The 22,699-nt window shown below is 43.1% G+C and carries 19 protein-coding genes; 7 read left to right on the forward strand and 12 right to left on the reverse strand.

Annotated elements, in window-relative coordinates; all coding sequences use genetic code 11:
* Positions 1-87: 87 nt before the first annotated feature.
* The 6 genes from MTO98_RS09295 to MTO98_RS09320 all read right to left on the reverse strand — a co-directional run bounded on the left by MTO98_RS09295 (position 88) and on the right by MTO98_RS09320 (position 6,608).
* A complete protein-coding gene (locus MTO98_RS09295; RefSeq protein WP_243486377.1) occupies positions 88-642 on the reverse strand; it encodes a carboxymuconolactone decarboxylase family protein in 555 nt (184 codons plus the stop codon).
* Positions 643-658: 16 nt separating this feature from the next.
* Complete coding sequence (locus MTO98_RS09300) at positions 659-1,204, reverse strand: carboxymuconolactone decarboxylase family protein (RefSeq protein WP_243486378.1); 546 nt, start codon at positions 1,202-1,204, stop codon at positions 659-661.
* Between the two features lie 46 nt (positions 1,205-1,250).
* Positions 1,251-2,504 (reverse strand): MFS transporter, encoded by a 1,254-nt coding sequence (locus MTO98_RS09305; RefSeq protein ID WP_243486379.1) that lies wholly within the window; start codon positions 2,502-2,504, stop codon positions 1,251-1,253.
* A 5-nt stretch (positions 2,505-2,509) separates the two neighbouring features.
* Positions 2,510-5,278, reverse strand: a complete 2,769-nt coding sequence (locus MTO98_RS09310; protein WP_243486380.1) for a TonB-dependent receptor — start codon at positions 5,276-5,278, stop codon at positions 2,510-2,512.
* 34 nt (positions 5,279-5,312) lie between these two features.
* Positions 5,313-5,873 carry a carboxymuconolactone decarboxylase family protein gene (locus tag MTO98_RS09315; RefSeq protein ID WP_243486381.1) on the reverse strand — a complete coding sequence of 187 codons (561 nt, stop codon included), beginning with the start codon at positions 5,871-5,873 and terminating at the stop codon, positions 5,313-5,315.
* Between the two features lie 186 nt (positions 5,874-6,059).
* Positions 6,060-6,608 (reverse strand): hypothetical protein, encoded by a 549-nt coding sequence (locus MTO98_RS09320; RefSeq protein ID WP_243486382.1) that lies wholly within the window; start codon positions 6,606-6,608, stop codon positions 6,060-6,062.
* 279 nt (positions 6,609-6,887) lie between these two features.
* On the opposite strand from MTO98_RS09320, the gene MTO98_RS09325 reads away from it, so the two are divergent.
* Both MTO98_RS09325 and MTO98_RS09330 read left to right on the forward strand, forming a co-directional pair.
* A complete protein-coding gene (locus MTO98_RS09325; RefSeq protein ID WP_243486383.1) occupies positions 6,888-8,156 on the forward strand; it encodes an epoxide hydrolase family protein in 1,269 nt (422 codons plus the stop codon).
* A 253-nt stretch (positions 8,157-8,409) separates the two neighbouring features.
* Positions 8,410-8,886, forward strand: a complete 477-nt coding sequence (locus MTO98_RS09330) for an organic hydroperoxide resistance protein (RefSeq protein WP_243486384.1) — start codon at positions 8,410-8,412, stop codon at positions 8,884-8,886.
* A 176-nt stretch (positions 8,887-9,062) separates the two neighbouring features.
* Here the strand turns inward: MTO98_RS09330 and MTO98_RS09335 are convergent, their stop codons facing one another.
* The 6 genes from MTO98_RS09335 to MTO98_RS09360 form a co-directional block, all read right to left on the reverse strand.
* Positions 9,063-9,743: a metal-dependent hydrolase gene (locus MTO98_RS09335; protein WP_243486385.1), complete on the reverse strand. Its 681-nt coding sequence runs from the start codon at positions 9,741-9,743 to the stop codon at positions 9,063-9,065.
* Positions 9,744-9,770: 27 nt separating this feature from the next.
* On the reverse strand, positions 9,771-10,193 hold the full coding sequence (locus MTO98_RS09340; RefSeq protein WP_243486386.1) for a hypothetical protein: 423 nt from the start codon (positions 10,191-10,193) through the stop codon (positions 9,771-9,773).
* A 64-nt stretch (positions 10,194-10,257) separates the two neighbouring features.
* Positions 10,258-10,413 (reverse strand): hypothetical protein, encoded by a 156-nt coding sequence (locus MTO98_RS09345; RefSeq protein ID WP_243486387.1) that lies wholly within the window; start codon positions 10,411-10,413, stop codon positions 10,258-10,260.
* Positions 10,414-10,431: 18 nt separating this feature from the next.
* Positions 10,432-11,232, reverse strand: coding sequence for a thioredoxin family protein (locus tag MTO98_RS09350; protein ID WP_243486388.1), 801 nt, complete (start codon positions 11,230-11,232; stop codon positions 10,432-10,434).
* Between the two features lie 149 nt (positions 11,233-11,381).
* On the reverse strand, positions 11,382-12,143 hold the full coding sequence (locus MTO98_RS09355) for a LytTR family DNA-binding domain-containing protein (protein WP_243486389.1): 762 nt from the start codon (positions 12,141-12,143) through the stop codon (positions 11,382-11,384).
* On the reverse strand, positions 12,124-13,146 hold the full coding sequence (locus MTO98_RS09360) for a sensor histidine kinase (protein ID WP_243486390.1): 1,023 nt from the start codon (positions 13,144-13,146) through the stop codon (positions 12,124-12,126). The genes MTO98_RS09355 and MTO98_RS09360 overlap by 20 nt, the downstream gene beginning before the upstream one ends.
* A 372-nt stretch (positions 13,147-13,518) precedes the next feature.
* On the opposite strand from MTO98_RS09360, the gene MTO98_RS09365 reads away from it, so the two are divergent.
* The 5 genes from MTO98_RS09365 to MTO98_RS09385 all read left to right on the forward strand — a co-directional run bounded on the left by MTO98_RS09365 (position 13,519) and on the right by MTO98_RS09385 (position 22,539).
* Positions 13,519-14,058, forward strand: a complete 540-nt coding sequence (locus MTO98_RS09365; RefSeq protein WP_243486391.1) for an RNA polymerase sigma-70 factor — start codon at positions 13,519-13,521, stop codon at positions 14,056-14,058.
* 88 nt (positions 14,059-14,146) lie between these two features.
* Positions 14,147-15,214 (forward strand): FecR family protein, encoded by a 1,068-nt coding sequence (locus MTO98_RS09370; protein ID WP_243486392.1) that lies wholly within the window; start codon positions 14,147-14,149, stop codon positions 15,212-15,214.
* Between the two features lie 187 nt (positions 15,215-15,401).
* A complete protein-coding gene (locus tag MTO98_RS09375) occupies positions 15,402-18,770 on the forward strand; it encodes a TonB-dependent receptor (protein ID WP_243486393.1) in 3,369 nt (1,122 codons plus the stop codon).
* A 7-nt stretch (positions 18,771-18,777) separates the two neighbouring features.
* Positions 18,778-20,256, forward strand: a complete 1,479-nt coding sequence (locus MTO98_RS09380) for a RagB/SusD family nutrient uptake outer membrane protein (RefSeq protein ID WP_243486394.1) — start codon at positions 18,778-18,780, stop codon at positions 20,254-20,256.
* 84 nt (positions 20,257-20,340) lie between these two features.
* Positions 20,341-22,539: an alpha-N-acetylglucosaminidase gene (locus MTO98_RS09385; RefSeq protein WP_243486395.1), complete on the forward strand. Its 2,199-nt coding sequence runs from the start codon at positions 20,341-20,343 to the stop codon at positions 22,537-22,539.
* The last annotated feature ends 160 nt before the right edge of the window (positions 22,540-22,699 follow it).

Consider the following 22,699-nt stretch of genomic DNA (forward strand, 5'->3'; position numbering starts at 1 on the left):
ATTTCTCCCTAAGGAAATGACAAGAGAAACGTAAAAAAAGCCCGGAACAAAATGCTCCGGGCTGCAGGTGTGATAAAGCAGTAGGTGTTAAACTTTCTTGAAAATGCTTGATATATAGCCAAGCTCGGCACGTTCAGGTGCGCGGTCAACGTAAATCTGCCTGTCTTGCGGGGCCCAGGTACCCAGCCCGTCAACATAGCGGTTAAACATGCAAAAAGCTGCTGCTATCAGTACGGTATCATGGATCTCTTTGTCGCTTGCACCTTCCTCACGGGCAGCTTCTATTTGCTGAGTTGTAACATTTTTGCCGCCTTTTTGTACACTGCCCGCAATTGCTAAAAGGGCCTTGATCCTGGGCGAAAGATCGGCTGATAAAAAGTTAGCTTTGATAGCATCAATTTCGTCAATATTGCAGCCAAGGTAATGGCCGGCCAATGCGCCGTGCACGTTCTGACAAAAAAAGCAATCATTAAGGTAAGATACATAAGTTGCTATCAGTTCGCGTTCACCGCGCGATAGGGAATTGTTATCATCGCGCAGCAGTTGCTCGGCAAGGGCGTTTAGCGGTGCTTCCGTTTCCGGGCTGTAAAACATCAGCCCACGGATGCCGGGCAAATCGTTATTTAATTCAATATGTGCCATAATATCTGGTTTTAAATTAATGTTGTGGTTGAGGCAATACATAGCCTTTAGCCATGCGTTTTCCCATTTCGGCATAAGCCTCCGGATCGGTAGGGGTAAGGCTGCCAAGGCCATCAACATAACGGTTAAACATGCTGAACGCTGCGGCTATCAATACCGCATCGTGAATTTCCCGGTCGGTAGCCCCCTGCCCGCGTGCAGCGTCAACATCTTCCTGCTTAACTTCCTTGCCTAATACCTGCACCTTACCTGCAATATTTAGCAGTGCTTTTAGTTTTGCGCTGATCGGTGCTTCTGTCATATCGCGCAGTACTTCGTCAACAATTAGTGCATCGTCTTCATACAAACAACGGGCAGCAGCAGCGTGACTGCTGTAACAAAATGTGCAGTTATTACGGTATGATACATAAGTGGCTATCAGTTCACGGTCAGCCGGACTCAGGGTTGATTCTCCGCGTAACAATACTTCGGCCAGTTCATACAAATACTGACCGGTTTCGGGCCTGAACATTACCAGCGAACGGATGCCCGGTACGCCTTCGGGTACATTGATGTGTGCCATATTTTAATTAGTGAATTAGTGAATTAGTGATTTGTTTTTTATGCTTTTAGCCTTCTGCTTTTTCCCGTACAAATAATACAACAAGCAATCCTATCACAAATACCAGTGAAAAGATAACCAGTGCATTGCCATATCCGCCCAGCGTTGATACCAGTACACCTACAAATAGTACTGCCGTGGCCGTAAAAATGCGCCCGATATTGAAGCAAAAGCCCGTTGCTGTAGCCCTTATACCGGTTGAGAACAATTGCGGGATAAAGGTTGATAATACTCCCTGGCTTGCACCAAAAAATAAGGCCAGTATTATGATCTCAACGTAAACTGCTGTACTGAAGGTGGTGTTAGTTTTAAACAGGATGAATGACATCCCCGCGCAAACCGCGAAACAGATAACCATAGAGCGCCTGATGGATAGCAGGTTAACCAGCCAGCCTGAAAAGAAGCCACCGGTTAGGCCACCCATACCCATGCACATCATACTGAGACCTCGTTCTTTCGCTGCATCATGATCGGTGATCAGGCTTTGCACCCAGGTAGGCAGCCATGAAAATATAGCCCATAAACCTATCAGCATGGTGCCAAAGGTTAGGGAGCCTACAATAAGCTCCCGGCGGTGGTTTTTAGACAGGAGTTTGTTTAAAGGGTTTTCGCGGTTAGCAATATCGTTGCGATAGGTGAGCCAGCTATCTGATTCATTTAAAACCCAGGCACCAATTAATGCGAGTGCAACAGGGATTACGCCAATTAAAAAGCCCGACCGCCATGATGATACAATAAAGTTGATAAGCCCGGCCGAAAAAATACCCACAGGGAAAGCTATTGAAATGATACCGATAATCACCGCCCTGCTTTTGGCAGGCCAAACTTCGCTCAATAGGGTAACTGAAGTTACCAGAACACCGCCAACTCCAAAACCGCTGAAAAAGCGGCAAAGCAGCACGCCCCACCAGGTAGGCATCAGTCCGGTTAAGATGGTGAATATGCCATAGCTGCCAATAGCCAGCAGCAAGGCTTTTTTGCGGCCCATTTTATCGCTGATAACGCCCCAGGTAAAACCGCCAAAAGCCCATCCAAAAATAAAGATGGCATTGATGTACCCGCTGATGGCATTGATCTCATCGGCAGGAACAGTGCCTTGCAGGTCTTTTACCACAACAGGGAGGTAAACCGACATCAGCGTTGAAACCGAACCGCCTAAAGCTGTGCTAAGAAAACAGATCACAAACAGCGCAGCCCTGCTTGCGGCGCTGAGGTTTGTTTGAGGTTGTGCAACCTGCCCGTCAATTGTTAAAGTGCTCATGTTGTTTATTTTAAAAGGTCATCAAATACTATCGATACATAATAAATGGCGCCAATTGCCGGCGAGCCATAAGATTGATAAATACGGTTATTGAAGATATTGCTGCCGCCCAGTTTAATGGTTGATTTGAATTTAGGTAATTTTTTGCTGAACTGCAGATCGACAACTGAATAGGCATCTACACGGCCCGGACGGGTACCGTTAAAGGTTCCATACCAGTCATAAGCTGTTTGCCAGTGCCATGCAGCATTAAAGCCAAAATCATTGATCACATTGCTGTTGCCAAATGTGGCGTTGGTGCTCCATTTGGGCGTATTGAAGGCCGCAATATTATTAGGGTTTGCATTGCGGAGGTTAAATACTGATAAGGTAGCATTGCCGCCCAAAGCGTAACCGCCATTAAGCAGGTAAGTAGCCCCTGCACTTGCCCCCTGGGCCGATACTTTATCAGGCGCGTTGGTATATAATTGAAACGCATGAACTTTTCCGCCAGGAATATCGCTTGCCGAAGCGGTGGTTACATTGCCGTCAGAACCAAGGATCGGATTGCTGGGCTGGATAACAACTGTATTCAGGATAAAGTTGGTGTAGCTGCTGTAGTAGTAGTTTAAATCGATCAGCAACTTATCCATAATTAAGCCTTTATAGCCAAGTTCAAACGCTTTTTGCTGCTCTGGCTTAATGTAGGCTACACTTGCTTTTTGAAGCAGGCCTTTGTTTTGTTCGATAGCTTGCGGGAAAGGCGTACCACTTTGTACAGCCTTGCCAAACGCCGCACCAAAAGCGCTTACCGATGATGAGGTGAATGAGTTTTCATAAACGTTTAAACCTTTGCTGTTATTTGGCGCACCGCCCAAAATAGTGATAGGGCCTACGTTAAGGTGTATGAACTGATCAACAGGGGTTGGGTTCCTGAAACCGGTTTGATATGATGCCCTGAAATTTGATGTTTTATCAACCGTATAAACTGCCGAAAAGCGGGGAGTGAAACTGCCTTTAAAGTTTTCGTTTTTATCGTAACGGATGGAGGCGGTAAGCTTCAGGTTATCATCAAACAGTTTTTTAGCTGCCTGTAAAAATGAGCCGTACTCTTTAATAGTTATGCGCTTATCTTTATCATCAAACAGGCTGCCATTGGTGAACATCCTGTAATCGCGGAAACTGCCTCCTGCTAAAAGTTCAAATACTTTTATGGCGCTTGTGAAATCGTACTGGCCTTCGGCATGGTAAAATTTACTGTTACTAAAAACACCTGCACCACTTAAGCCATAGTTATGGATAGATGCATCTTTTGCAGCGTTAAATTCGGCAGTGCCCGGTAAAAAGCGGCCCTGATCTGCAAAAGTCCTTGCGGCAGTATTGCTATTTGGTGTAACACCACTTACCGAACCATTAAATGCAGCGGCATAACGGGTAAACCAGGTATCGTCTGCCTTATCGGGTGTTACGGTATTGCCGTTAAGGTCTTTTACCCAGTCGCGGTTTATGAATTGTGCCAACGAGCGGGTGTTGTATGAATCGTGCGAGTTTTCACCAACTGAATAACCACGGATAAAGAAATTACTTCCTTTTAACTCAACGCGGTGTGTTTGCAAAACAAAGTTATTAAGATCAAAACGGCTGCTGCCGGTATAACTTGCGGTACCGCGGCCATAATTGTACTGGTAAATAGCTTCGAGGTTATTGCTGAAACGGTATTGTAATGCACCGTTTAGCTTAAGGCTGTAAACGTTATAGTTCATCAGGTCTTTTTCTTCATACCCTGTTCTTGAAACCAGGCCAATACCGGGTAAGGTTTTTGAAACCTCATCGCCGTAGATATTTAGCGCGTCGCGGCCTGGGTTGTTAGGGCCACGCTGGGCAGCAGGGGTAGCGGCGCTTACATCAGTGTAATTATCAGCATACCAGTCACGACCGGTGAGGTATGAAGCGTTGAGTTTAAATGCAAATTTATCATTGAAAGCTTTGGCATAGCGGGCTGCAAAATCATACAGGCCCTGTGGTTTTACCACCGATTCGCCAAAATGGTTCAATCCGCTTTTAACCTGAAGGGTTAAGCCCTGGTATTTGAAGGGGTCTTTAGTTTTAAGCGATAGCAAACCGTTAAATGCAACCGGGCCGTAAAGTGCCGAAGCGGCTCCGGGGATAACCTCCACACTTTCGATATCAATATCAGAAGCGCCAAAAAGGTTTCCCACCGAAAAGTTTAATCCGGGTGTTTGGTTATCAACACCATCAACCAGCTGTAAAAAGCGGCTGTTACCGGTGCTGTTAAAACCACGGGTATTAATTTGTTTGTAAGTTAAGCTGCTGGTAACCGATTCAATACCTTTTACGCTTTGTAAACCATCGTAAAAAGTGAACGAAGGGTTATCCTTAATAGCCTTAAGGTTCATTTTTTCAATACTCACCGGCGATTGTAAAATGCTTTGATTGATACGCGTAGCAGATGATACTACTTCATTAAGCACAATTGCCTTTTGGGTTAATTTGATGCTGATATCATTATTGGCAGATGTTACCTGGCTTTCCTGTACTTCAAAACCCACAGCCGATATAACGATGGTGAACGGAAGTTTTAATTTATTGGCATTTAGGGTATAGTTACCTTTTGAATCGGTTGTGGTTCCTGTAAGCTTGCCCTTAACAGATATACTTGCGCCGGATACGGGTTTGCCGGTAACAGCATCGGTAATGTTCCCCGTTATTTTAATTTCCTGGGCAAACAGGTTTATGGATGTGAACAGTAATACAAAAAATAAAAGTTTTTTCATTGTGTTGGGTTTTAGTTTAAATTGGGGTGCAGGACTATTTTTTTAAATGATCATAGCCCTGGGGCAGGCGGGTATAACCATGGTTAACCAATCGTTCGGCCAGTACGTTGTAGTAACCGGCATCGGCAGGCAAGGCGGTAGCCAGCCCGTCAACGTAGCGGTTGTAGTAGCAAAATAATGCCGCTATCAGCACCGTATCATGTATCTCAATGTCGGTAGCTCCGGCAGCTTTGGCCCGGTCTATGGCCGCGGTTGTTACGTTTCTTCCGTTTTGGGCGGTTAACTTTGCTATAGTAAGCAAGGCTTTCATTTTTTCGGTAACCGGAGCCGTTTCAATGTTCTCCTTTACTTTTTGCGCTGTTTCTGCTTCACCGGCCAGCAGGTCGGCAGCGGCGGTGTGGGCGGTAGTGCAAAAGGTACATTGGTTGTTGTGCGATACCACAGTGGCAATCAACTCCCGATCGGCTTCGGACAGGGTAGATGGGCCGCGTAATAAAAACTGCGTGAGGTTACGGATAGGTTGTGCCGGTTCTTTGGCATACTCCAACAGGCCGGTAATGCCCGGCAAATGACTTTCAAGTGTAATATAAGGCATAATAAATAAGCTGAATGTTTGTAGGTTTTGAGTGGGATGTACTTTGCAGGGGGTATTTACAGCTATCCGCGTATAACTAATTTAATTTATAGCATACCGCTACGAATAGTTATCGACAGAAATAAACAGGCCACACAGCAGCAGTACTTCGCTACTCCAAAAAATGAATTAAAACAGGGGGGCTGATCAACAAACGGCCTTGGGCGGTTGCTCGGGAATATCCTGATGAACAGGTACTAACTGTTGAACTACATGAACAACGGCTTGTTGAGTATTGTAGATAGGGCAATTGAATTCAAAATGCACAAAAGTGAAATTGACATTGTCCTGCATAATTATTTTACCAAATGGTACATGTTCTTTTTGAGGAACAGGCTTCTCCTTTACATCCTTTGCATTTAGGATGTTTTTATCGGCCAGGCGTGTAGTTTCATAATTGGGGCTGCACATTAAATAAATGGCATGCCGCGTTATGCGCATTTTTTGGTAGTTATAGTTGTTATTACCAAACTGGATCTGGCCATGAATGTTTTCGTAGTGTTTCCAGTCGGTTATGCCGGGCATATCAACAGGTATAACTACCTCGGTAAGGTCCTTTACATTATAAAAACCTTTGGCAGTTTGCTGGGTAAAATATTTGTTGCTTTTGTAAACCAGGAACTGATGTAACGCCATATGCCCGCCTATATTAAGCAGGTGAATGCAAAGCAACATCAGGGCGATAAATTTTTTCAATTAGTTTACAAACAAAGGTTATTTAAAAATGCTGTTTATAAACATAGTTTCCAAATTTATTTAGAATTATTGTGTATAAAACAGTTAAACCAGAATTTCAATTATTGCAATTTGATTGGAGGAGATTTTACGGTATGTTATTCGCATTGTTTGATGTTCGGCAATGCTAATGTCTGGTTCGGGACCGGCTTTGTCCGCTTGCTATAGTTAGCGGTGAGGAAAGGGGCTGCATGAAGATACTTTTGAGCTACAAAATAAAAAAAACTCAAAAATAAGATCATGAAAACGAACACACACAACCTTGCCGGTAAAGTTATCGCCGGGGTTTTTATCCTGCTCTCCTCTACAAGTTTCGCCCAAACAAACACTAATCATACTTCAGATGCAATTCGCCCGTTTCATATCCATGTTTCGGATGAAGCACTGGCCGATCTTCGTCAACGTGTAAAGGCCACTCGCTGGGCCGAACGTGAAACTGTAACAGATCGCTCGCAAGGGGCTCAGCTTGAAAAAATTAAAAGCCTTGTTAATTATTGGGGCAGTGATTATGACTGGCGCAAAGCCGAGGCCAAATTGAATGCTTTACCTGAATTTGTAACTACTATTGATGGTCTTGACATTCAATTTGCGCATATCCGCTCAAAAAATCCAAATGCTTTGCCTGTTATTATAACCCACGGCTGGCCAGGTTCTGTTTTTGAATTGTTAAAAATTGTTGGCCCGTTAACAGATCCTGAAGCTTATGGCGGTAGCGCCGAAGACGCTTTTGATGTGGTAATACCATCAATGCCAGGTTATGGTTTCTCTGGCAAACCTACGGGAACGGGTTGGGATGCAGATCACATAGCCCGCGCATGGGATGTATTGATGAAACGACTGGGATATAAACATTATGTATCACAGGGTGGCGATTGGGGGTCTGTGGTTTCAGACAAGCTCGCCCGCCAGAAGCCCGAAGGCCTTTTAGGGATCCACGTAAACATGCCTGCAACTGTACCTGCTGATATAGCTAAATTACTGAGCAGCGGCGCGCCTGCACCGGCTTCATTATCTACTAAAGAAAAAGCTGCTTACCAATCACTTAACAACCTGTATACAAAAGGTGGCGGGTATGCCGGTATAATGGTAACCCGTCCGCAAACTATAGGTTATTCCCTGTCTGATTCGCCGGTGGGTTTGGCTGCCTGGTTCTACGATAAATTTGCCGACTGGACTTACAGCGGAGGTGACCCCGAAAAATCATTAACCCGCGATGAAATGCTTGATGATATTTCGCTTTACTGGCTTACCAATACAGCAACATCAGGCGCTCAGCTTTACTGGGAAAATAACGCCAATAACTTTAACGCTGTAGATATTTCTATCCCGGCCGCTATTACAGTGTTCCCCGGCGAGATTTACCAGGCACCAAAAACCTGGGCCGAAAAAAGCTATCATAACCTTATCTACTTTAACGAAGTAAAAAAAGGTGGACACTTTGCCGCCTGGGAAGAGCCCCGGTTATTTGCCGAAGAATTGCGCGCTGCATTTAAATCATTGCGCAAATAAAACGGATGCAATTGATGACCGGGGGAACAAATGCTACCGTCCCCCCCGGCCATTTGCTAAAGCCGTAAATGAATTCTATAAACATATACAATAAACTCAATAACAGGTGCCCGGACCTATGTTGATTCGGCCGGAAGATTGTCTGCCTGGCAGCATACAATGTCCGGTTCACATAGTTAGTGATAGGAGCCGGGCCGATATCTGGGTACCTTTGAGCATACAAAAAACAAAAACTTTTTAAATAAACAACACAATGGAAACTATTAAAAAATCAGCTATCAATAAGATCAAGGTTATCGAAGATATCTCAGCCAATAAAATAGATAAAGTATTATATACCGCTAATGTACGTACCGTTGGCGGCCGTGACGGTGGTTCGTCTGTGAGCAGCGATGGCCAGTTGGATATTAAGCATTCAACTCCCGGCACTCCTAAACCAGGTACCAATCCTGAGCAGTTATTTGCCGCAGGCTGGTCGGCCTGTTTTGAAGGGGCTATCGGTTTGGCTGCAGCTAAAAAAAGGATCGAGCTTCCTGCCGAACTGGCCATTGATGCCGAAGTGGATTTGGGTATCACTACCGGCGCTTATTTTCTGCAAGCCCGTTTAAATGTTAGCTTACCCGGCTTGGATGTGGAAGTAGCCAGGGCATTGGTAGAAGAAGCTCACAGAACATGTCCGTATTCTAAATTAACTTATGGCAACATCAATGTTGAAATCAACCTGGTGTAAAGCCACGCCCCTCAGCCCCCTAAAGGGGGAGCTTTGAAAAGAAAAAGGCCTGCTTCAATTTAATTTGGGGCAGGCCTTTTTTGCTTTCTTAAAATCCAGACTTACGAAGTTTTAAAAACTTCGTAAGTCTTCTCCGGCTTTGTTATTTCACTTTCTGGTGATAACAAAACGTTTAATCAAATATCTATGTTCTCACCTACAGCCGGTAAAAATAGTTTTAGGCCGGCCTGTTCAAATTGCTTTACCGCCTCATCTTTATCTATTTTAATAAAGCCAAAGGTGTCATAATGAACGCCCAAAACCTTATTGGCCTTTACCAGCTTTGCAGCTTCAATAGCATCTTCAATACCCATGGTTAAAACGTCACCAATCGGGAAAACTGCGAAATCAAGATCAACCCATTTAGCCACCAGGCTCATATCCAATGTGAGGCCGGTATCCCCGCTGTAGTAAAGGTTACCATCATCGGTTTTTAAAGCATAACCGCAGGCTACACCCGCATAGCTGCCATCCGGAAAGCTGGCCGAGTGCTGGGCAATGAATGATTTGACTGTGCCAAAATCAAAGGTTACTTTGCCGCCGGGGTTTAAAGGATGGACATTTTTAATGCCCTTTTTGCTAAAGTAATCATATACTTCAAAAATGCCTACAACCATGGCCCCCGTGCGGTTTGCTATAGTTTCCACATCTAAAATATGATCATAATGACCGTGCGATACAAAAATGTAATCGGCTTTAATTTCATCAATGTTGATGTCTTTAGCCAGTTCGTTGCCCGAGATGAAGGGATCAAACAGGAGGTGTTTACCCCCGGCAACTACCGAGAAGCATGAGTGACCGTAATAGTTGAGTTTCATTGGTTTGCTTTTTTATGTTAATGATGATTAGTTTAAAAGCGGGCTTAAAGTGTTTATAACCGGCATCGGCAGCAGCTTAAAATGGTCATAAGCTGTACCGTTAAATTTACCTGTAACCGCGTTTGTTTTTGGATATAGAAATGTCATCTTTTTAATCTGGTTGATATTATCAGGGGTGTAAAAAGAGGTGGATGAAAGTTCCTCTTCAGAGCCGTACAAGAAGATAGCTTTCGTTAGGTTTTGTTTTGTGAAATAGATATTTGATGAACCAGCCCCGGCAGGAGCCTGTACAGTTTCAAACCGCTCAATTTTAGATGGGTAATTATGCCTCTTTGCCGGCAGGCTGATTTTAAAAGTCAAGGCTCGTTCGGTACAGTTTAATTCATTTATCTGGGCGTAGACGCCAACGCTGCAAAGTGTAATTACAGTGCTTAGCAACAGTTTTTTCATAGTAAAATATTGTTTAAAACACCACCGGCCCGATAAAACGGGCCGGATAATGCTTGTATATTATTTAGTTAACTTTTTCTGCCGGTTTTTTCTTCTTTTCCAACACGCAAATCATTTCACAATCCTGAGGGTTTTGTTCAAAAGGTGCCTTGGTAAGAAATGAGAGGGAGAAAAGCGATAGGAAGCTTACCAACAACCGGCCTTGCTTCAATTTGCTCATGATCTTTGAATTTAGTATTTATAATTTAACTGTTGCATTAGCGGTAAACGTGGCTTTTGCAGCAGTTTCGATCTCGCCATTAGCTTTATCCTGTATAAAGCCTACAATTTCCCAGCCTTGTGCGGTAAATTCTTTAGGGAGGCTGATGGTAGTTTGGCCTTTTTGGGCCTGGTTTAGGGGAATTGTTTTCAAATCGCGCACTATTTGGGCGTGCGATAAAGTCCTTCCGCTGTTTTCGCCGCGGGCAACCCTGCTTATGGCCGATTTTTGTACAACAGCTATCAACAGATTTTGGTTATCGGTATTGCCCGATAGCTCATAGCTTACATTTAATTTATCGCCATTTTGTTGAGCCTGTAAAGAGACCTGGGCTTTGGGGGCTGTTGTTAAAGCCCGGGAAATAGCTTCACGAAGTACAGGTTCATCTGAGCCTACCAATTCGGTTTTGCCGTTAACCACAACCTGGGGGGTATAAACCTGGGCGTTTAAATAACTGCTGTATTCTTTTTGGCGTTTCGAAAACATAGCATTGCTGAATACATCTTTCCAGCCAAGATTATTCCAGTAGTCAACATGGTAAGCTAATATATAAACCGGTTTATCCTGTGTTTCTTTTTGGATCTTGGCCAGTAAATCATCGGCTGGCGGGCAGCTTGAGCAACCTTCTGAGGTGAACAGTTCAACCAGGGCAAAACCTTGTCCGGGAGTATCGGTATTAACAGTTTTTACAGAATCTATTTTACGGGTGGCGTATGCTGCGGTTGCAAGTGCCAGCGCTGCTGCGCCAACACAAAAGCTTAAAATTTTTAACGTTTTCATATCTTTCGATTTTTATTTATATCAAAATTATGATGCAAACGGCCGCCAAAACAGCATAAAAAAGCCCAACCGGACATATTGCAAGCTCAGTTGGGCATTTTTTAAGTCGGAAGTCTTAAGACTTAGGACTTTCGACTTCCGACTCAGAACTATCTATTCTCCAGCCAGTTTAAAAATACGGGTGCTTTCTCTTTATTGATCAATAGTTTTTCGGGCGTTGGTATAACCAGCTTAACAAATAATTTACGCATAAAATAGTGTTCAACTTCCTTTATCGCGCTAAAGTTTACGATATATTGCCTGTTGAGCCTGAAAAATTGATCCTGTGATAGCTGGCCGCTGATCTGATCAAGCGATTGGTTAACAACGTATTCCTGCTGATCAAAAGTCATAATGGTTGACAGTTCGTTGCGGATGTAGAAGAAAGCTATGTTATTGGTAGCAATGGTGATGTATTTGTTATTCTTGAATACCAGGAAACTTTTTTTACCTGCCGGTGGTGTAACTTGTGCTAACAAGCTGCTGATATCGGGCGATGAACCCTGCTGAAAAAAATTCCGTAGCTCATCTACCTTTTTAAAGGCATCGGCAATATCCGTTTTAGAAAATGGTTTAAGTACGTAATCAACACTGTTGGCCTTAAATGCCTCCAACGAGTACTCATCAAATGCGGTACAAAAAATGATAGGGCATGATACCTTTACCGATTTAAAGATTTCAAAGCACAAACCGTCCGAAAGCTGAATATCCATAAAAATAAGATCGGGTTGCCTGTTCTCAGACAGATAGGCAACCGAGCTTTCAACACTCTGCAGTTTGGTGACAATTTTTGAGTGCGGCCGCAACTCTAAAATAATGCTTTCAAGCGAACGGGCTGCTTTTAGTTCGTCTTCAATTATGATAATGTTCATTTATAACAGGTAGTTTAACTTTGAATATTTTATCTTCGGTAATGATCTCTATTTGTTTATCAAGCAGATGGTTGTAACGCAGGTTGATGTTTTTAAGCCCAACACCTGTTGATGGTTCTTCAAAGCGTTTAGGCTTTATTTCATTTTCTATAACAATGTTTTCACCCTCAGTATAAAGCTTAATGTGCAGCGGATGATCTAAGGATACTACATTGTGTTTAATACAGTTTTCAATCAGCAACTGCAGGGTAAAAGGAGGGATCAGTGTGCCGAAGTATTGCTTGCTGATAGTGTTGGTGAAGATAAAACCGTCTTCAAACCGGGCTTTGAGCAAAAAGTTGTATGCATCAACAATTTCCAGTTCTTCGGCTAAATGGATGAGGTCTAACTTGCGGCTCTCCAGGGTAAAACGGTAAAAGTTAGAAAGTTTAAGAATGAAATCAACGGAATGCTGATCGGCGGTTTCAACCATGGCTTTCAACGTATTGAGACTGTTGAACAGGAAGTGGGGGTTGATCTGCTGTTTAAGCAGCTCATATTGTGCACCAAGATTATCGGCCTTAATACGTTCCAGCTCAACGGTAACCTGCTGATTTTGGTAGTTTTGATATAACAGGTTTATAAGCATGTAAAACACCAGGTTAATAAGTATGCCCCTAACCTCTATCATTAGCATTACGGGGCCAAAATTCATATGTGTTAATATCAATTGCTGCGCATAGGCCAAAGCCAGCATTACGCCCATACCTATCACTAATGTTGTAAGTAACCGCGAATAGGAAATGCTTTTGTTAAGTTGTTTATTATGAGATGGTTTTGGCAGGGTATATATATTGTAATACCATACAAACAGCGAAAAGGAAGCGGTAACCGCCGAGTTTACTGCAGCCTCGGCAGGTTTAAAATGGCGTTCGGCTATTTGCGGGACAGAAGCCAGCAGACCAAGAAAAATTGAACTGCTCCATATAATTCCGGGAGAGATCTTAAACGGTGTATCTTTCATTTATTGCAATGTGTTTACGGAAATAGGGACGGCCGCCAGGCAAATATAAAGTTAATTATGGCCTGTTGGCTAATACAGCTTTTGTACTGACGCAGGCTGTATCAATCTTTAATCTGTTTTGACTAAACACCGTAATTATTCCCCTTTTTTGCTGCAAGTTATGATCTATCGGAAAGTTAAAACAGGGGTTTATGGTTTAACCGGGCATTTAACATCGCCAGCCAGACATTTCCGGCCGCGAACGGCAGAATAGTTTTATAAAGGTTGATCCACCTTTATAAATCAACCTAAAATAGCTTTGATCAAGATTTTTTATTTAAAATTGTACATTATTTCAGTTAACTGTTCTCGTAAAAAGCAAGCCGCTCAACATTGGAGATTAAAGAACTTATAGATTCTATCCATTATAATAATGATGAATCTGCCTTTAATGAACTTTATAAGCTGCTGATCAATAAGCTTAATCAGTTTGCCTGGTCTCTCTTGGGCGATAAGGAGGCTTGCGAAGAAATTATCAATGACCTGTTTGTAAACATCTGGACGGGCCGCCACAAGCTTGATAAAATATCAAACCCGAGGGTGTATTTTTATGTAGCGATAAAAAATGCCTGTCTCAACCATATCCGCAGTAATACTTCAAAGAAAAACCGGGACGCCCAGCTTGCCGAAACCTATTATTTTCATCTTTCGGTTGATCCCTCACAATTACTTATCAGCAAAGAACTGGAAGCTGGTGTGTTAAAAGCGGTAAATGGTTTGCCCCCGCGCTGCAAGCTCATCTTTAAAATGGTAAAGGAAGATGACCTGTCCTGCAATGAAGTGGCTGATATCCTTGGTCTTTCAAATAAAACAGTATTTGCCCAATTGGCTATTGCGCTGAAGAAACTGGATGAGGCACTGGGCAATAGTTAGTTTTAAAATCCCCCTCAAAAAAATATTTTAATTTCTTTTAGGAAAAACCCGGAGTAGCCGTGTCCTTAATGCAGAATACCGTATTACTATGAGCAAATCCAGGTTTATTGAGTTAATGGCCAAAAGTATGGGCAAAACTGCCAATGCTGAAGAGTTGGCCGAACTCGACATGTTTCTTGAACAATTTCCCGACTATAAAAAAACGCACCAGGTTACAAATGCTTTAAAGGGAAATAGCGCCGAGCAGGCAGAAACAAAACCGGAGCAGGTTAACGAAAACCTGGAAGAGATCTGGAACCGGATCAAAAGCTCAAACGAAAATACGGCAAATCATGCAAAGGTAAAACCAATGTTCAGGTGGCAATGGGTGGCCGCCGCTGTATTGGTATTTATTACAGCGGGCGCTTTGTTTTACAAAAGAACAGAACAGCAGGATAGCTTGACCGCCGAAAATATATTACATGAAATTCATGTGCCGTACGGTAAAATTGAAAAGCTAAAATTACCCGACGGCACACAGGTGACCTTAAATGCCGGCAGTACTTTTTCATATCCCGAGGCTTTTGAAAAAGATACCCGGGATGTTAGCCTGACAGGTGAAGGTTTTTTTGAAGTAACCAAAAATGCCAAAAGGCCATTTTTGGTACATACGGCCAAACTGGTTGTAAAAGTGTTAGGGACGGTTTTTAACGTAAAGGCCTATCATAACGACAAAACAGTTGAAACTACCCTGCTAAAGGGCAAGGTGCAGGTAGAGTTAAAAGATAGCCCTGAAAAAAAGATCATCCTGTTGCCTAACGAAAAGCTTATTGTGGTTAATAACCATGAACCTAAAAGTGTAAAAACAAAAGAGAGCAAGATAGAATACCAGGTAACCGCATTACCCGATGTAAAGCCCGAAGAGGTAAAAGAGACTGCCTGGGTTGATAGCCGGATCCTGTTTACTAACGAGCCGTTTGAGGATGTAGCAATACAAATAGAACGCAAATATAATGTGAAGGTTGTATTTGAAGATGAGAAACTGCGTACCGAGCAAATTAGCGGTTTGCTTGATAAAGAGTCATTACAGAACGCTTTGGGCATTATTGAAATGACCACGCCATTTAAATTCAGGATGGACGGCCAAACGGTTTATCTGTCGAAAAAGGAAAAATAAAATAAATAAACTAACCACTTAACCAACAGCTTATGATATTAAAAACTTACTTATCAGATTCTTAAAATATCCTCAAACAAAAAGGGAAGAGCTGTCACTCCTCCCCGCAAACAAATAGGATTTATTAACGGAGTAAGCTATTGTGAAACAGCGCTTACTCCATCCATTTATTTTCAAAACAAATGTAATGAAAAAAACAAGAAGGGTGTTTTCGCTTCGTGGCGCCCCCGTATGTCTCAAAGTTATTTTGCTGATGAAAGCAGTATTTTTATTGGTCCTGGTTACATGTGTGCAAGTTTCTGCAAAAGTATATTCACAGCAGAAGTTTACGCTTAGCCTAAAACAGGCTGAGGTAAGCAGTATTCTTACCAAAATTCAAAAACAAAGCGATTACCGTTTCTTTTATAACTATGCCTCCATCAAAAAGCTGGGCAAGGTTGATCTTGATGTAAAAGATGCAACAATTGATGAGCTGCTTGACGCCATTATTGACGATAAGCTTGCTTATAAAATGAACGAAGATCATGTGGTGATCATTGCCAATCATGATGAAGCCAAAAGTTTAGCTATTATAAAAGGAAAAGTGCTTGATGCCAAGGGTGAACCACTTATTGGTGTGAACATCAGGTTACAAGGTACCAATCAAGGTACTACAACCGATGCAAATGGTAATTTCAATATTGATGCACCAGTAAACGGAGTATTGGAAATTACCTATATCGGTTACGAAAAAAAGGTGGTTACTATAACCGGGAGTCAAACCTTAAATATAACGCTGGTTGCTTTGCCATCTGCCTTAACCGAAGTTGTGGTGGTTGGTTATGGTACCACTAAAAAGATAGATGTTACCGGTGCCGTAGCCAGTGTGAAGGGTACCGATATTCAAAATCTTCCTGTGGCTTCTGCAACCCAGGCTTTAGATGGTCGTGCAAGTGGTGTTAATATTGTGCGTAACGACGGCTCACCTGGTGCTGCTTCGAGCATCCGTATTCGTGGTACAGGTACAGTGAATGATGCTAACCCGCTAATTGTTGTAGATGGTGTGCCTACCAGCGATCCGGATGCGTTGAGCGATATTAACCCTAATGATATCGCCTCGGTTGATATATTGAAAGATGCATCAGCAGCCGCTATATACGGTACACGTGCGGCCAATGGTGTGGTATTGGTTACCACCAAGAGAGGTACTTATAATCAGAAATTAGCCACATCTGTCAATTTTTACAATGGTTTCTCCAACACTACCAAATACCTTAAGCTGTTAACTGCCCCAGATCTTTATACGTTAAAAAGGGAGCGCTATACCAACGATGGCGTTGCAATCGATGCTCCATGGAATGATAGCTATTATGCTACTCAAAGAACAGATTGGCAGCGGGCTATTATGAAAACAGGCCACGTAGTTAATGGTGATGTTAATCTGCAAGGCGGTAATGACGTATCTAATTATTATTGGTCTACCGCAGTATATAATGACGAAGGTATAATTGATAAAACCAATTTTAAACGCTTCACCACCCGGTTCAATTCAGAACATAAAGTAACCGAATGGTTGAAATTGGGCGAGAACATCCAGTTAAGTTATGCCAACAATGTTGGGTTTGATAATAATAACTCACAAACAGGTTTAATTTTCTCGGCTTTACGCTTTAACCCGGCAATACCATTGGTTAATCCTGATGGCACTTATGGTACATCAAAAGCATTTGCTAACCAATTAGGTGATATCAACAGCCCGTATGCTACTATACAACAAGCAGACAGGTTCAACAAAAAATATCGCGCACTGGCTAATGCCTTTGCCGAGATCTCGTTTTTGAAAGAACTAAAGTTGCGCGTAAATTATGCATATGATGGTACATTGAACCGCACCTATAACTTCAGCATTGCCGATATTAACCAGGCAAGGCAAAACCCGTTCTCGCAATTAACCCAAAACGAAGGCGAAACATCATCGCAATTAGTTGAGTCATTCCTGACCTATGATAAGGTGTTTGGTAAAAGCCACGTAACTTTTACAGGTGGTTATTCATACCAAAATTACAAAACCTACGGCTTTAGTGCATGGCGAGTTGGGTATGATGACACATCTGTTGATCAACGCGTGCTTGGCACCGGTAATAGTCAGTTCAACAATAGCGTAATACCTGATCAGTGGTCGTTGCAATCGGCATTCGGAAGGTTGTTTTACGATTATGACGGAAGGTTCCTTGCCACTATGACTTTCCGCGCAGATGGGTCATCCAGGTTTGCGCCATCAAAAAGGTGGGGGTATTTTCCGGCATTCTCTGTAGGCTGGAGGTTATCTAACGAACAATTTATCAAAAATATAAGCTGGATAAGTAATCTGAAACTATCTGGTGGTTATGGTGAACTTGGTAATCAAAATATCGGTACATTCCAATACGCCAGTTTAATAAAATTGGGTAGTACTTATGAAAACAATGGCTATACCTTTGGCGGTGTTGGCTACACAGGCGCGGCAATTGCCACCCTTGCAAATCTTGATATTGCCTGGGAGCGCACAGCCATGACAAACGTTAACTTAGACGCGGGCTTTTTGAATAACCAGTTAACAACTACATTAGCCTGGTTTAATAAAAATACCAAAGATATGCTTTTAGCGCCTCCTGTTGTAGGTGCTGCAGGTTCGGTAGGTATTCCTTTGCAAAACATTGGTACCATGAACAACCATGGTGTGGAAGTTGAGGTTAATTATCATGGCGGCGACAAGGTGAAATATTCCGTTGGCGCTAATGCTTCATTTATTAAGAATAAGGTGACCAGGCTTAACGGCGAAGGAACATTCGTAACTTCAGCTGTTTACGGCCGTTCAAGTCAGGAAATTTCCCGTACTTACCAGGGGCAGCCAATAGCTTCTTTTTATGGTTGGAAAACCAATGGCTTATATCAAACACAAGCTGATATTGATAACGATCCTGCACTTAAAAATGACTCCCGTAAATCAAGTATCAGGCCGGGTGATGTTCGTTTCCTTGACTTAAACGGCGACGGTTTAATTGACGGTAATGACCGTACAATACTGGGCAATCCTAACCCTAATGTTACAGCAGGTTTACAAGGTAGTGTATCATACAAAGGCTTTGACTTTTCTGCAAACTTTACCGGCGTATTTGGCGTGAGCCTTTATAATGCTGATAGGATGCAGGGTATCGACCCAACTTATCCGTTTAACCTTTATGCCGAAACTTTAGGCCGTTGGACAGGCCCGGGTACCAGCAACACTATTCCACGCTTATCTCTTGACCGTGCTAACGATAATTATCGTACATCGGATCTGTTTGTTGAAAATGGCAGCTACGTAAGTCTTAAAAATGCGACGCTGGGTTACACACTTCCGGTTAGCTGGGCAAAAAAGGCAACTTTAAAAAGTGTAAGGCTATATGCTTCAGGGCAAAATCTCTTCTTTATAACCGGCTACAAAGGCTACACACCTGAGTTGGGTTATACTAACGGCAATTTGCAAAGAGGTGTTGACGTAGCTCAATATCCATCGGTAAGGACAATAACATTTGGTGTAACAGTTAAATTATAACATCATCATGAAATCAAACAAACTAATATATACGCTTGTGTCATTGGCCCTGATGGGCAGCGGCTGTAAAAAGGCGCTTGATCTGAAGCAACAAGGTGTTTACAGCTCAACCAATTATTTCCGTAATGAGGTTGATGCCGTTAACGCGATAACCGGTATCTACAGCATTTTACCCGAAGAAGATTATATAGGCCATGCCGAAACAACATTTGATACACCATCTGATGATTACTGGCGCTCAGGCGACCATGGTGAAGATGAAGGTATCGAAAACCTGACTTACGATGCTTCAAACGCGGCTATCAGGTATCCCTGGAAATGGAGATATGAGGAAATTAACCGCGCTACTAACTGTATCATCAATATCCCTAAAATTACTGCCATATCTGCCGATATTAAAAACCGCAGTATGGGCGAAGCTTACTTTTTAAGGGCTTTTGGTTACTGGCGCTTGATGGTTATCCATGGTGATGTACCTATTATTACAGAGGCCGATTATACCTCGTTGAATTTCAACGTGCCAAAATCGCCTATTGAAGATGTACGTAAACAAATTGAAGCTGATTTATTGAAAGCGGTTGACCTGTTGCCAGAAAGCTATGGCGCAGCTGACCGTGGCCGCGTAAGCAAAGGAACAGCATTGGGTTTATTGACCAAGCTTTATATGTATTGGGAAAAACTTCCTGAAGCTATCGCGACAGGCCAAAAAGTGATCTCGAACCCTGCCTACGCGCTTGCTGCCAATTACCAGGATAACTTTACACGGGCGAATGAAAATAGCACCGAAATTTTGTTCTCGATCCAGGCGGTACAAAACGTTGTTCAAAACGACTTTACTGTATATTATATTCCAAGGCCATGGGGTGGTTACGGCTTTAGCCAGCCATTACAAGGGCTTGCCAATGAATTTGAAGCTGGCGACCCGCGTAAAGCTGCAACACTGTTAAGCGTTGGCGATAAGGTAGATTTGGGCGATGGCAACGGGTTAACAACCTTCACTGCCGATCTTTCGGCTACCGGTTTTGCTTTTAAAAAGTACGCCGTATTTAATACTGCCGCCGCCGGTGGTGGTGTCGATCATAGCTTTGCAGTACCATTAATGCGCTCTGCCGATATTTATCTGTTAGTAGCTGAAGCATTGATCCGTACTCAAGGTGCAGGCGCAGGCGACGCGATCATTAACCAGATCAGGCACCGTGCATCAACTGCATTGAAGCCAGTTTCAGGTGCCGGGATGAAAGAACTGATCCATGAGCGCCGTGTTGAACTGGCCGGCGAAGATCAACGTCACCAGGATTTGATGCGTTGGGATAAAGCTAAAATTGTCGATATAGCTGCTATTTATAACCTCGCTATCTCCAAAGCGCCGCTTGATCAAAATAAAACGGTGACGTTTGTGCGCCCTAAAAATTATTACTTCCCAATTCCTCAGGTTGAGATTGATAAAAGTAAAGGCGTGTTAGTACAAAACCCTAATTTTAAATAATAATATCCTCATACCGGTAACGGGCATACCCCCTGTTGCCGGTATTTATTTCCGGCAATTGCCGGCGTTTAATTATATCTGTTGATGAGAAAGTGTTTACTTGTTGTTGCTGCTATTGTTGCATTGACCTTTAAAGCCAATGCCCAGGTTGACCAGAAAGCCTCTTATGATTTTATTGAAAGGGTAATTCCCGGTAAAAGTAATTTGTTTGTTGTTGAGGCTATCCCGCAACAAAACAATAAGGACGTATTTGAGCTGGAAAGCCGTAATGGCAAAATTGTACTCAGGGGCAATAATGGCCTGTCAATAGCATCGGCATTAAACTACTATCTTAAAACCTATTGCTTTTGCGATATCGGCTGGAATGGCACTAACCTTAATTTGCCTGCTGCCTTACCTGTAGTAAAAGGCCTTATCCACAAAACTACGCCTTATCAATACCGCTACTATTTAAACTATTGCACATTTAACTACACCATGGCCTGGTGGGATTGGGACCGCTGGCAAAAAGAAATTGACTGGATGGCCCTGAATGGCATTAACATGCCGCTTGCCATAACCGGTGAAGAAGCCGTTTGGCAAACTGTTTATAAAGACATGGGCTTTACCGATAAACAACTTGATGAGTTTTTTAGCGGTCCTGCTTATTTTTCATGGTTTTGGATGGGTAACATTGATGCTTGGGGTGGCCCGCTGCCGCAGCATTGGATGGACTCGCACAAAGCGTTACAAAAAAAGATCCTGGAGCGTGAGCGCTCTTTCGGGATGACGCCTGTTTTGTCGTCATTCACAGGCCACGTGCCGCCATCATTTAAAGATAAGTTCCCCGGTGCTAAGGTTAAAAGAACCAACTGGGATGCCGGGTTTCCCGATGTTTTTATACTTGACCCCGACGATCCGATGTTTGAAACCATCGGCAAAAAATATATAGAAGCGCAGACAAAGGAATTTGGTACAGATCACCTGTATTCTGCCGATACTTTTAATGAAAACGTGCCGCCAACCAACGATTCAACTTACCTGGATGGCATGAGCAAAAAAGTGTTTAACTCTATGGCCGCTGCCGATCCTAAAGCTATTTGGGTAATGCAGGGCTGGATGTTTCACTATAATAACAAATTTTGGCAGCCACAGCAGATCAAAGCCCTGCTTAACGCAGTACCTAATGAGCAAATGATAGTTCTTGACCTTTATAGCGACGCACACCCGGTATGGAACCGTACAGAAGCTTATTATGGTAAACCGTGGATCTGGAGTATGCTGCAAAACTTCGGCGGTAATATCAGCTTGTTTGGCCGGATGCGCCATGTAGCCGCTGATCCAGCCATAGCCCTGCATGATCCCGAATCAAAAAATATGCGCGGTATTGGTGTTACGCCCGAAGGCATTGAACAAAATCCTGCACTTTTTGCGCTGATGCTCGAAAATGTTTGGAACGATACGCCAATTGACGCTGATAAATGGGTGCAAAATTATGCCCGGCGCCGTTATGCGCAGGATAATACCCAAGCTAATGAAGCATGGCATATCCTGCTAAATTCGGTGTATTCGGGTGGTTTAACTGAAGGAGGGCCAGAGTCCATCATTGTAGCAAGGCCAACAATGAAGAAATACATTGACAGGGTATTAACCAAACTGGATTATGACCCTATGCAATTGGTAAAAGCATGGACATTACTGGTAAACGCTGCCGACAGCCTGAAACAAAGTGACGGCTTTCAGTATGACCTGGTTGATGTAACCCGGCAGGTGCTGGCCAATTATGCAAGTCCGCTGCAACAGAAAATGGCACAGGCCTATCAAAATAAAGATCAGCAGCAGTTTAAATTGTACAGCAACCAGTTCCTGGAACTGATGGATGATATGGATGCCATGCTAAGCACCCGTAAAGATTTCCTGTTAGGCAAATGGATCAACGAAGCAAGGGCTAACGGCGTAACCGACAAAGAGAAAAACCTGTACGAATTTAACGCCCGTGACCTGGTTACCCTTTGGGGCGATAAGGAAAGCGGTTTGCGCGAATACTCAAACCGCCAATGGGCTGGTTTAATAAAGGGGTATTATAAACAACGCTGGGCAATGTACTTCGGCTTGCTTGATAAGTCATTATCGGCCAAAACTGATTTTAATGCCGGGGCTTTTGATAAGCAGGTAAAAGATTGGGAATGGCAGTGGGTAAACAAACATGACAATGCTTACACCGATGTTGCCAAAGGCGATGCCGTTGAAAAATCAAAACAACTGTTTGCAAAATATAATGCGGTGATTTTAGGGGCTCACTAAGAAAACTCAGTAAATACGTCATTGCGAGGAACGAAGCAATCGCGAACTATACAGGGCAGCCCGGCTAATCGGGGATTGCTTCGTGCCTCGCAATGACGCTTTTTTAGATTTAATAGCCTGTAAAGAGACAGAACACACAGATAAAAGACTTACGAAGTTT

This window comes from Mucilaginibacter sp. SMC90 (genome assembly GCF_022811725.1).
Lineage (GTDB): Bacteria > Bacteroidota > Bacteroidia > Sphingobacteriales > Sphingobacteriaceae > Mucilaginibacter.

Excerpts from the sequence above, each read along its gene's own strand:
- MTO98_RS09310 (WP_243486380.1), bottom strand. The coding sequence starts at position 5,278 with ATGAAAAAACTTTTATTTTTTGTATTACTGTTCACATCCATAAACCTG.
- MTO98_RS09325 (WP_243486383.1), top strand. The coding sequence starts at position 6,888 with ATGAAAACGAACACACACAACCTTGCCGGTAAAGTTATCGCCGGGGTT.
- MTO98_RS09300 (WP_243486378.1), bottom strand. The coding sequence starts at position 1,204 with ATGGCACACATCAATGTACCCGAAGGCGTACCGGGCATCCGTTCGCTG.
- MTO98_RS09315 (WP_243486381.1), bottom strand. The coding sequence starts at position 5,873 with ATGCCTTATATTACACTTGAAAGTCATTTGCCGGGCATTACCGGCCTG.
- MTO98_RS09335 (WP_243486385.1), bottom strand. The coding sequence starts at position 9,743 with ATGAAACTCAACTATTACGGTCACTCATGCTTCTCGGTAGTTGCCGGG.
- MTO98_RS09370 (WP_243486392.1), top strand. The coding sequence starts at position 14,147 with ATGAGCAAATCCAGGTTTATTGAGTTAATGGCCAAAAGTATGGGCAAA.
- MTO98_RS09355 (WP_243486389.1), bottom strand. The coding sequence starts at position 12,143 with ATGAACATTATCATAATTGAAGACGAACTAAAAGCAGCCCGTTCGCTT.
- MTO98_RS09385 (WP_243486395.1), top strand. The coding sequence starts at position 20,341 with ATGAGAAAGTGTTTACTTGTTGTTGCTGCTATTGTTGCATTGACCTTT.
- MTO98_RS09350 (WP_243486388.1), bottom strand. The coding sequence starts at position 11,232 with ATGAAAACGTTAAAAATTTTAAGCTTTTGTGTTGGCGCAGCAGCGCTG.
- MTO98_RS09295 (WP_243486377.1), bottom strand. The coding sequence starts at position 642 with ATGGCACATATTGAATTAAATAACGATTTGCCCGGCATCCGTGGGCTG.
- MTO98_RS09330 (WP_243486384.1), top strand. The coding sequence starts at position 8,410 with ATGGAAACTATTAAAAAATCAGCTATCAATAAGATCAAGGTTATCGAA.
- MTO98_RS09375 (WP_243486393.1), top strand. The coding sequence starts at position 15,402 with ATGAAAAAAACAAGAAGGGTGTTTTCGCTTCGTGGCGCCCCCGTATGT.
- MTO98_RS09380 (WP_243486394.1), top strand. The coding sequence starts at position 18,778 with ATGAAATCAAACAAACTAATATATACGCTTGTGTCATTGGCCCTGATG.
- MTO98_RS09340 (WP_243486386.1), bottom strand. The coding sequence starts at position 10,193 with ATGAAAAAACTGTTGCTAAGCACTGTAATTACACTTTGCAGCGTTGGC.
- MTO98_RS09345 (WP_243486387.1), bottom strand. The coding sequence starts at position 10,413 with ATGAGCAAATTGAAGCAAGGCCGGTTGTTGGTAAGCTTCCTATCGCTT.
- MTO98_RS09305 (WP_243486379.1), bottom strand. The coding sequence starts at position 2,504 with ATGAGCACTTTAACAATTGACGGGCAGGTTGCACAACCTCAAACAAAC.
- MTO98_RS09360 (WP_243486390.1), bottom strand. The coding sequence starts at position 13,146 with ATGAAAGATACACCGTTTAAGATCTCTCCCGGAATTATATGGAGCAGT.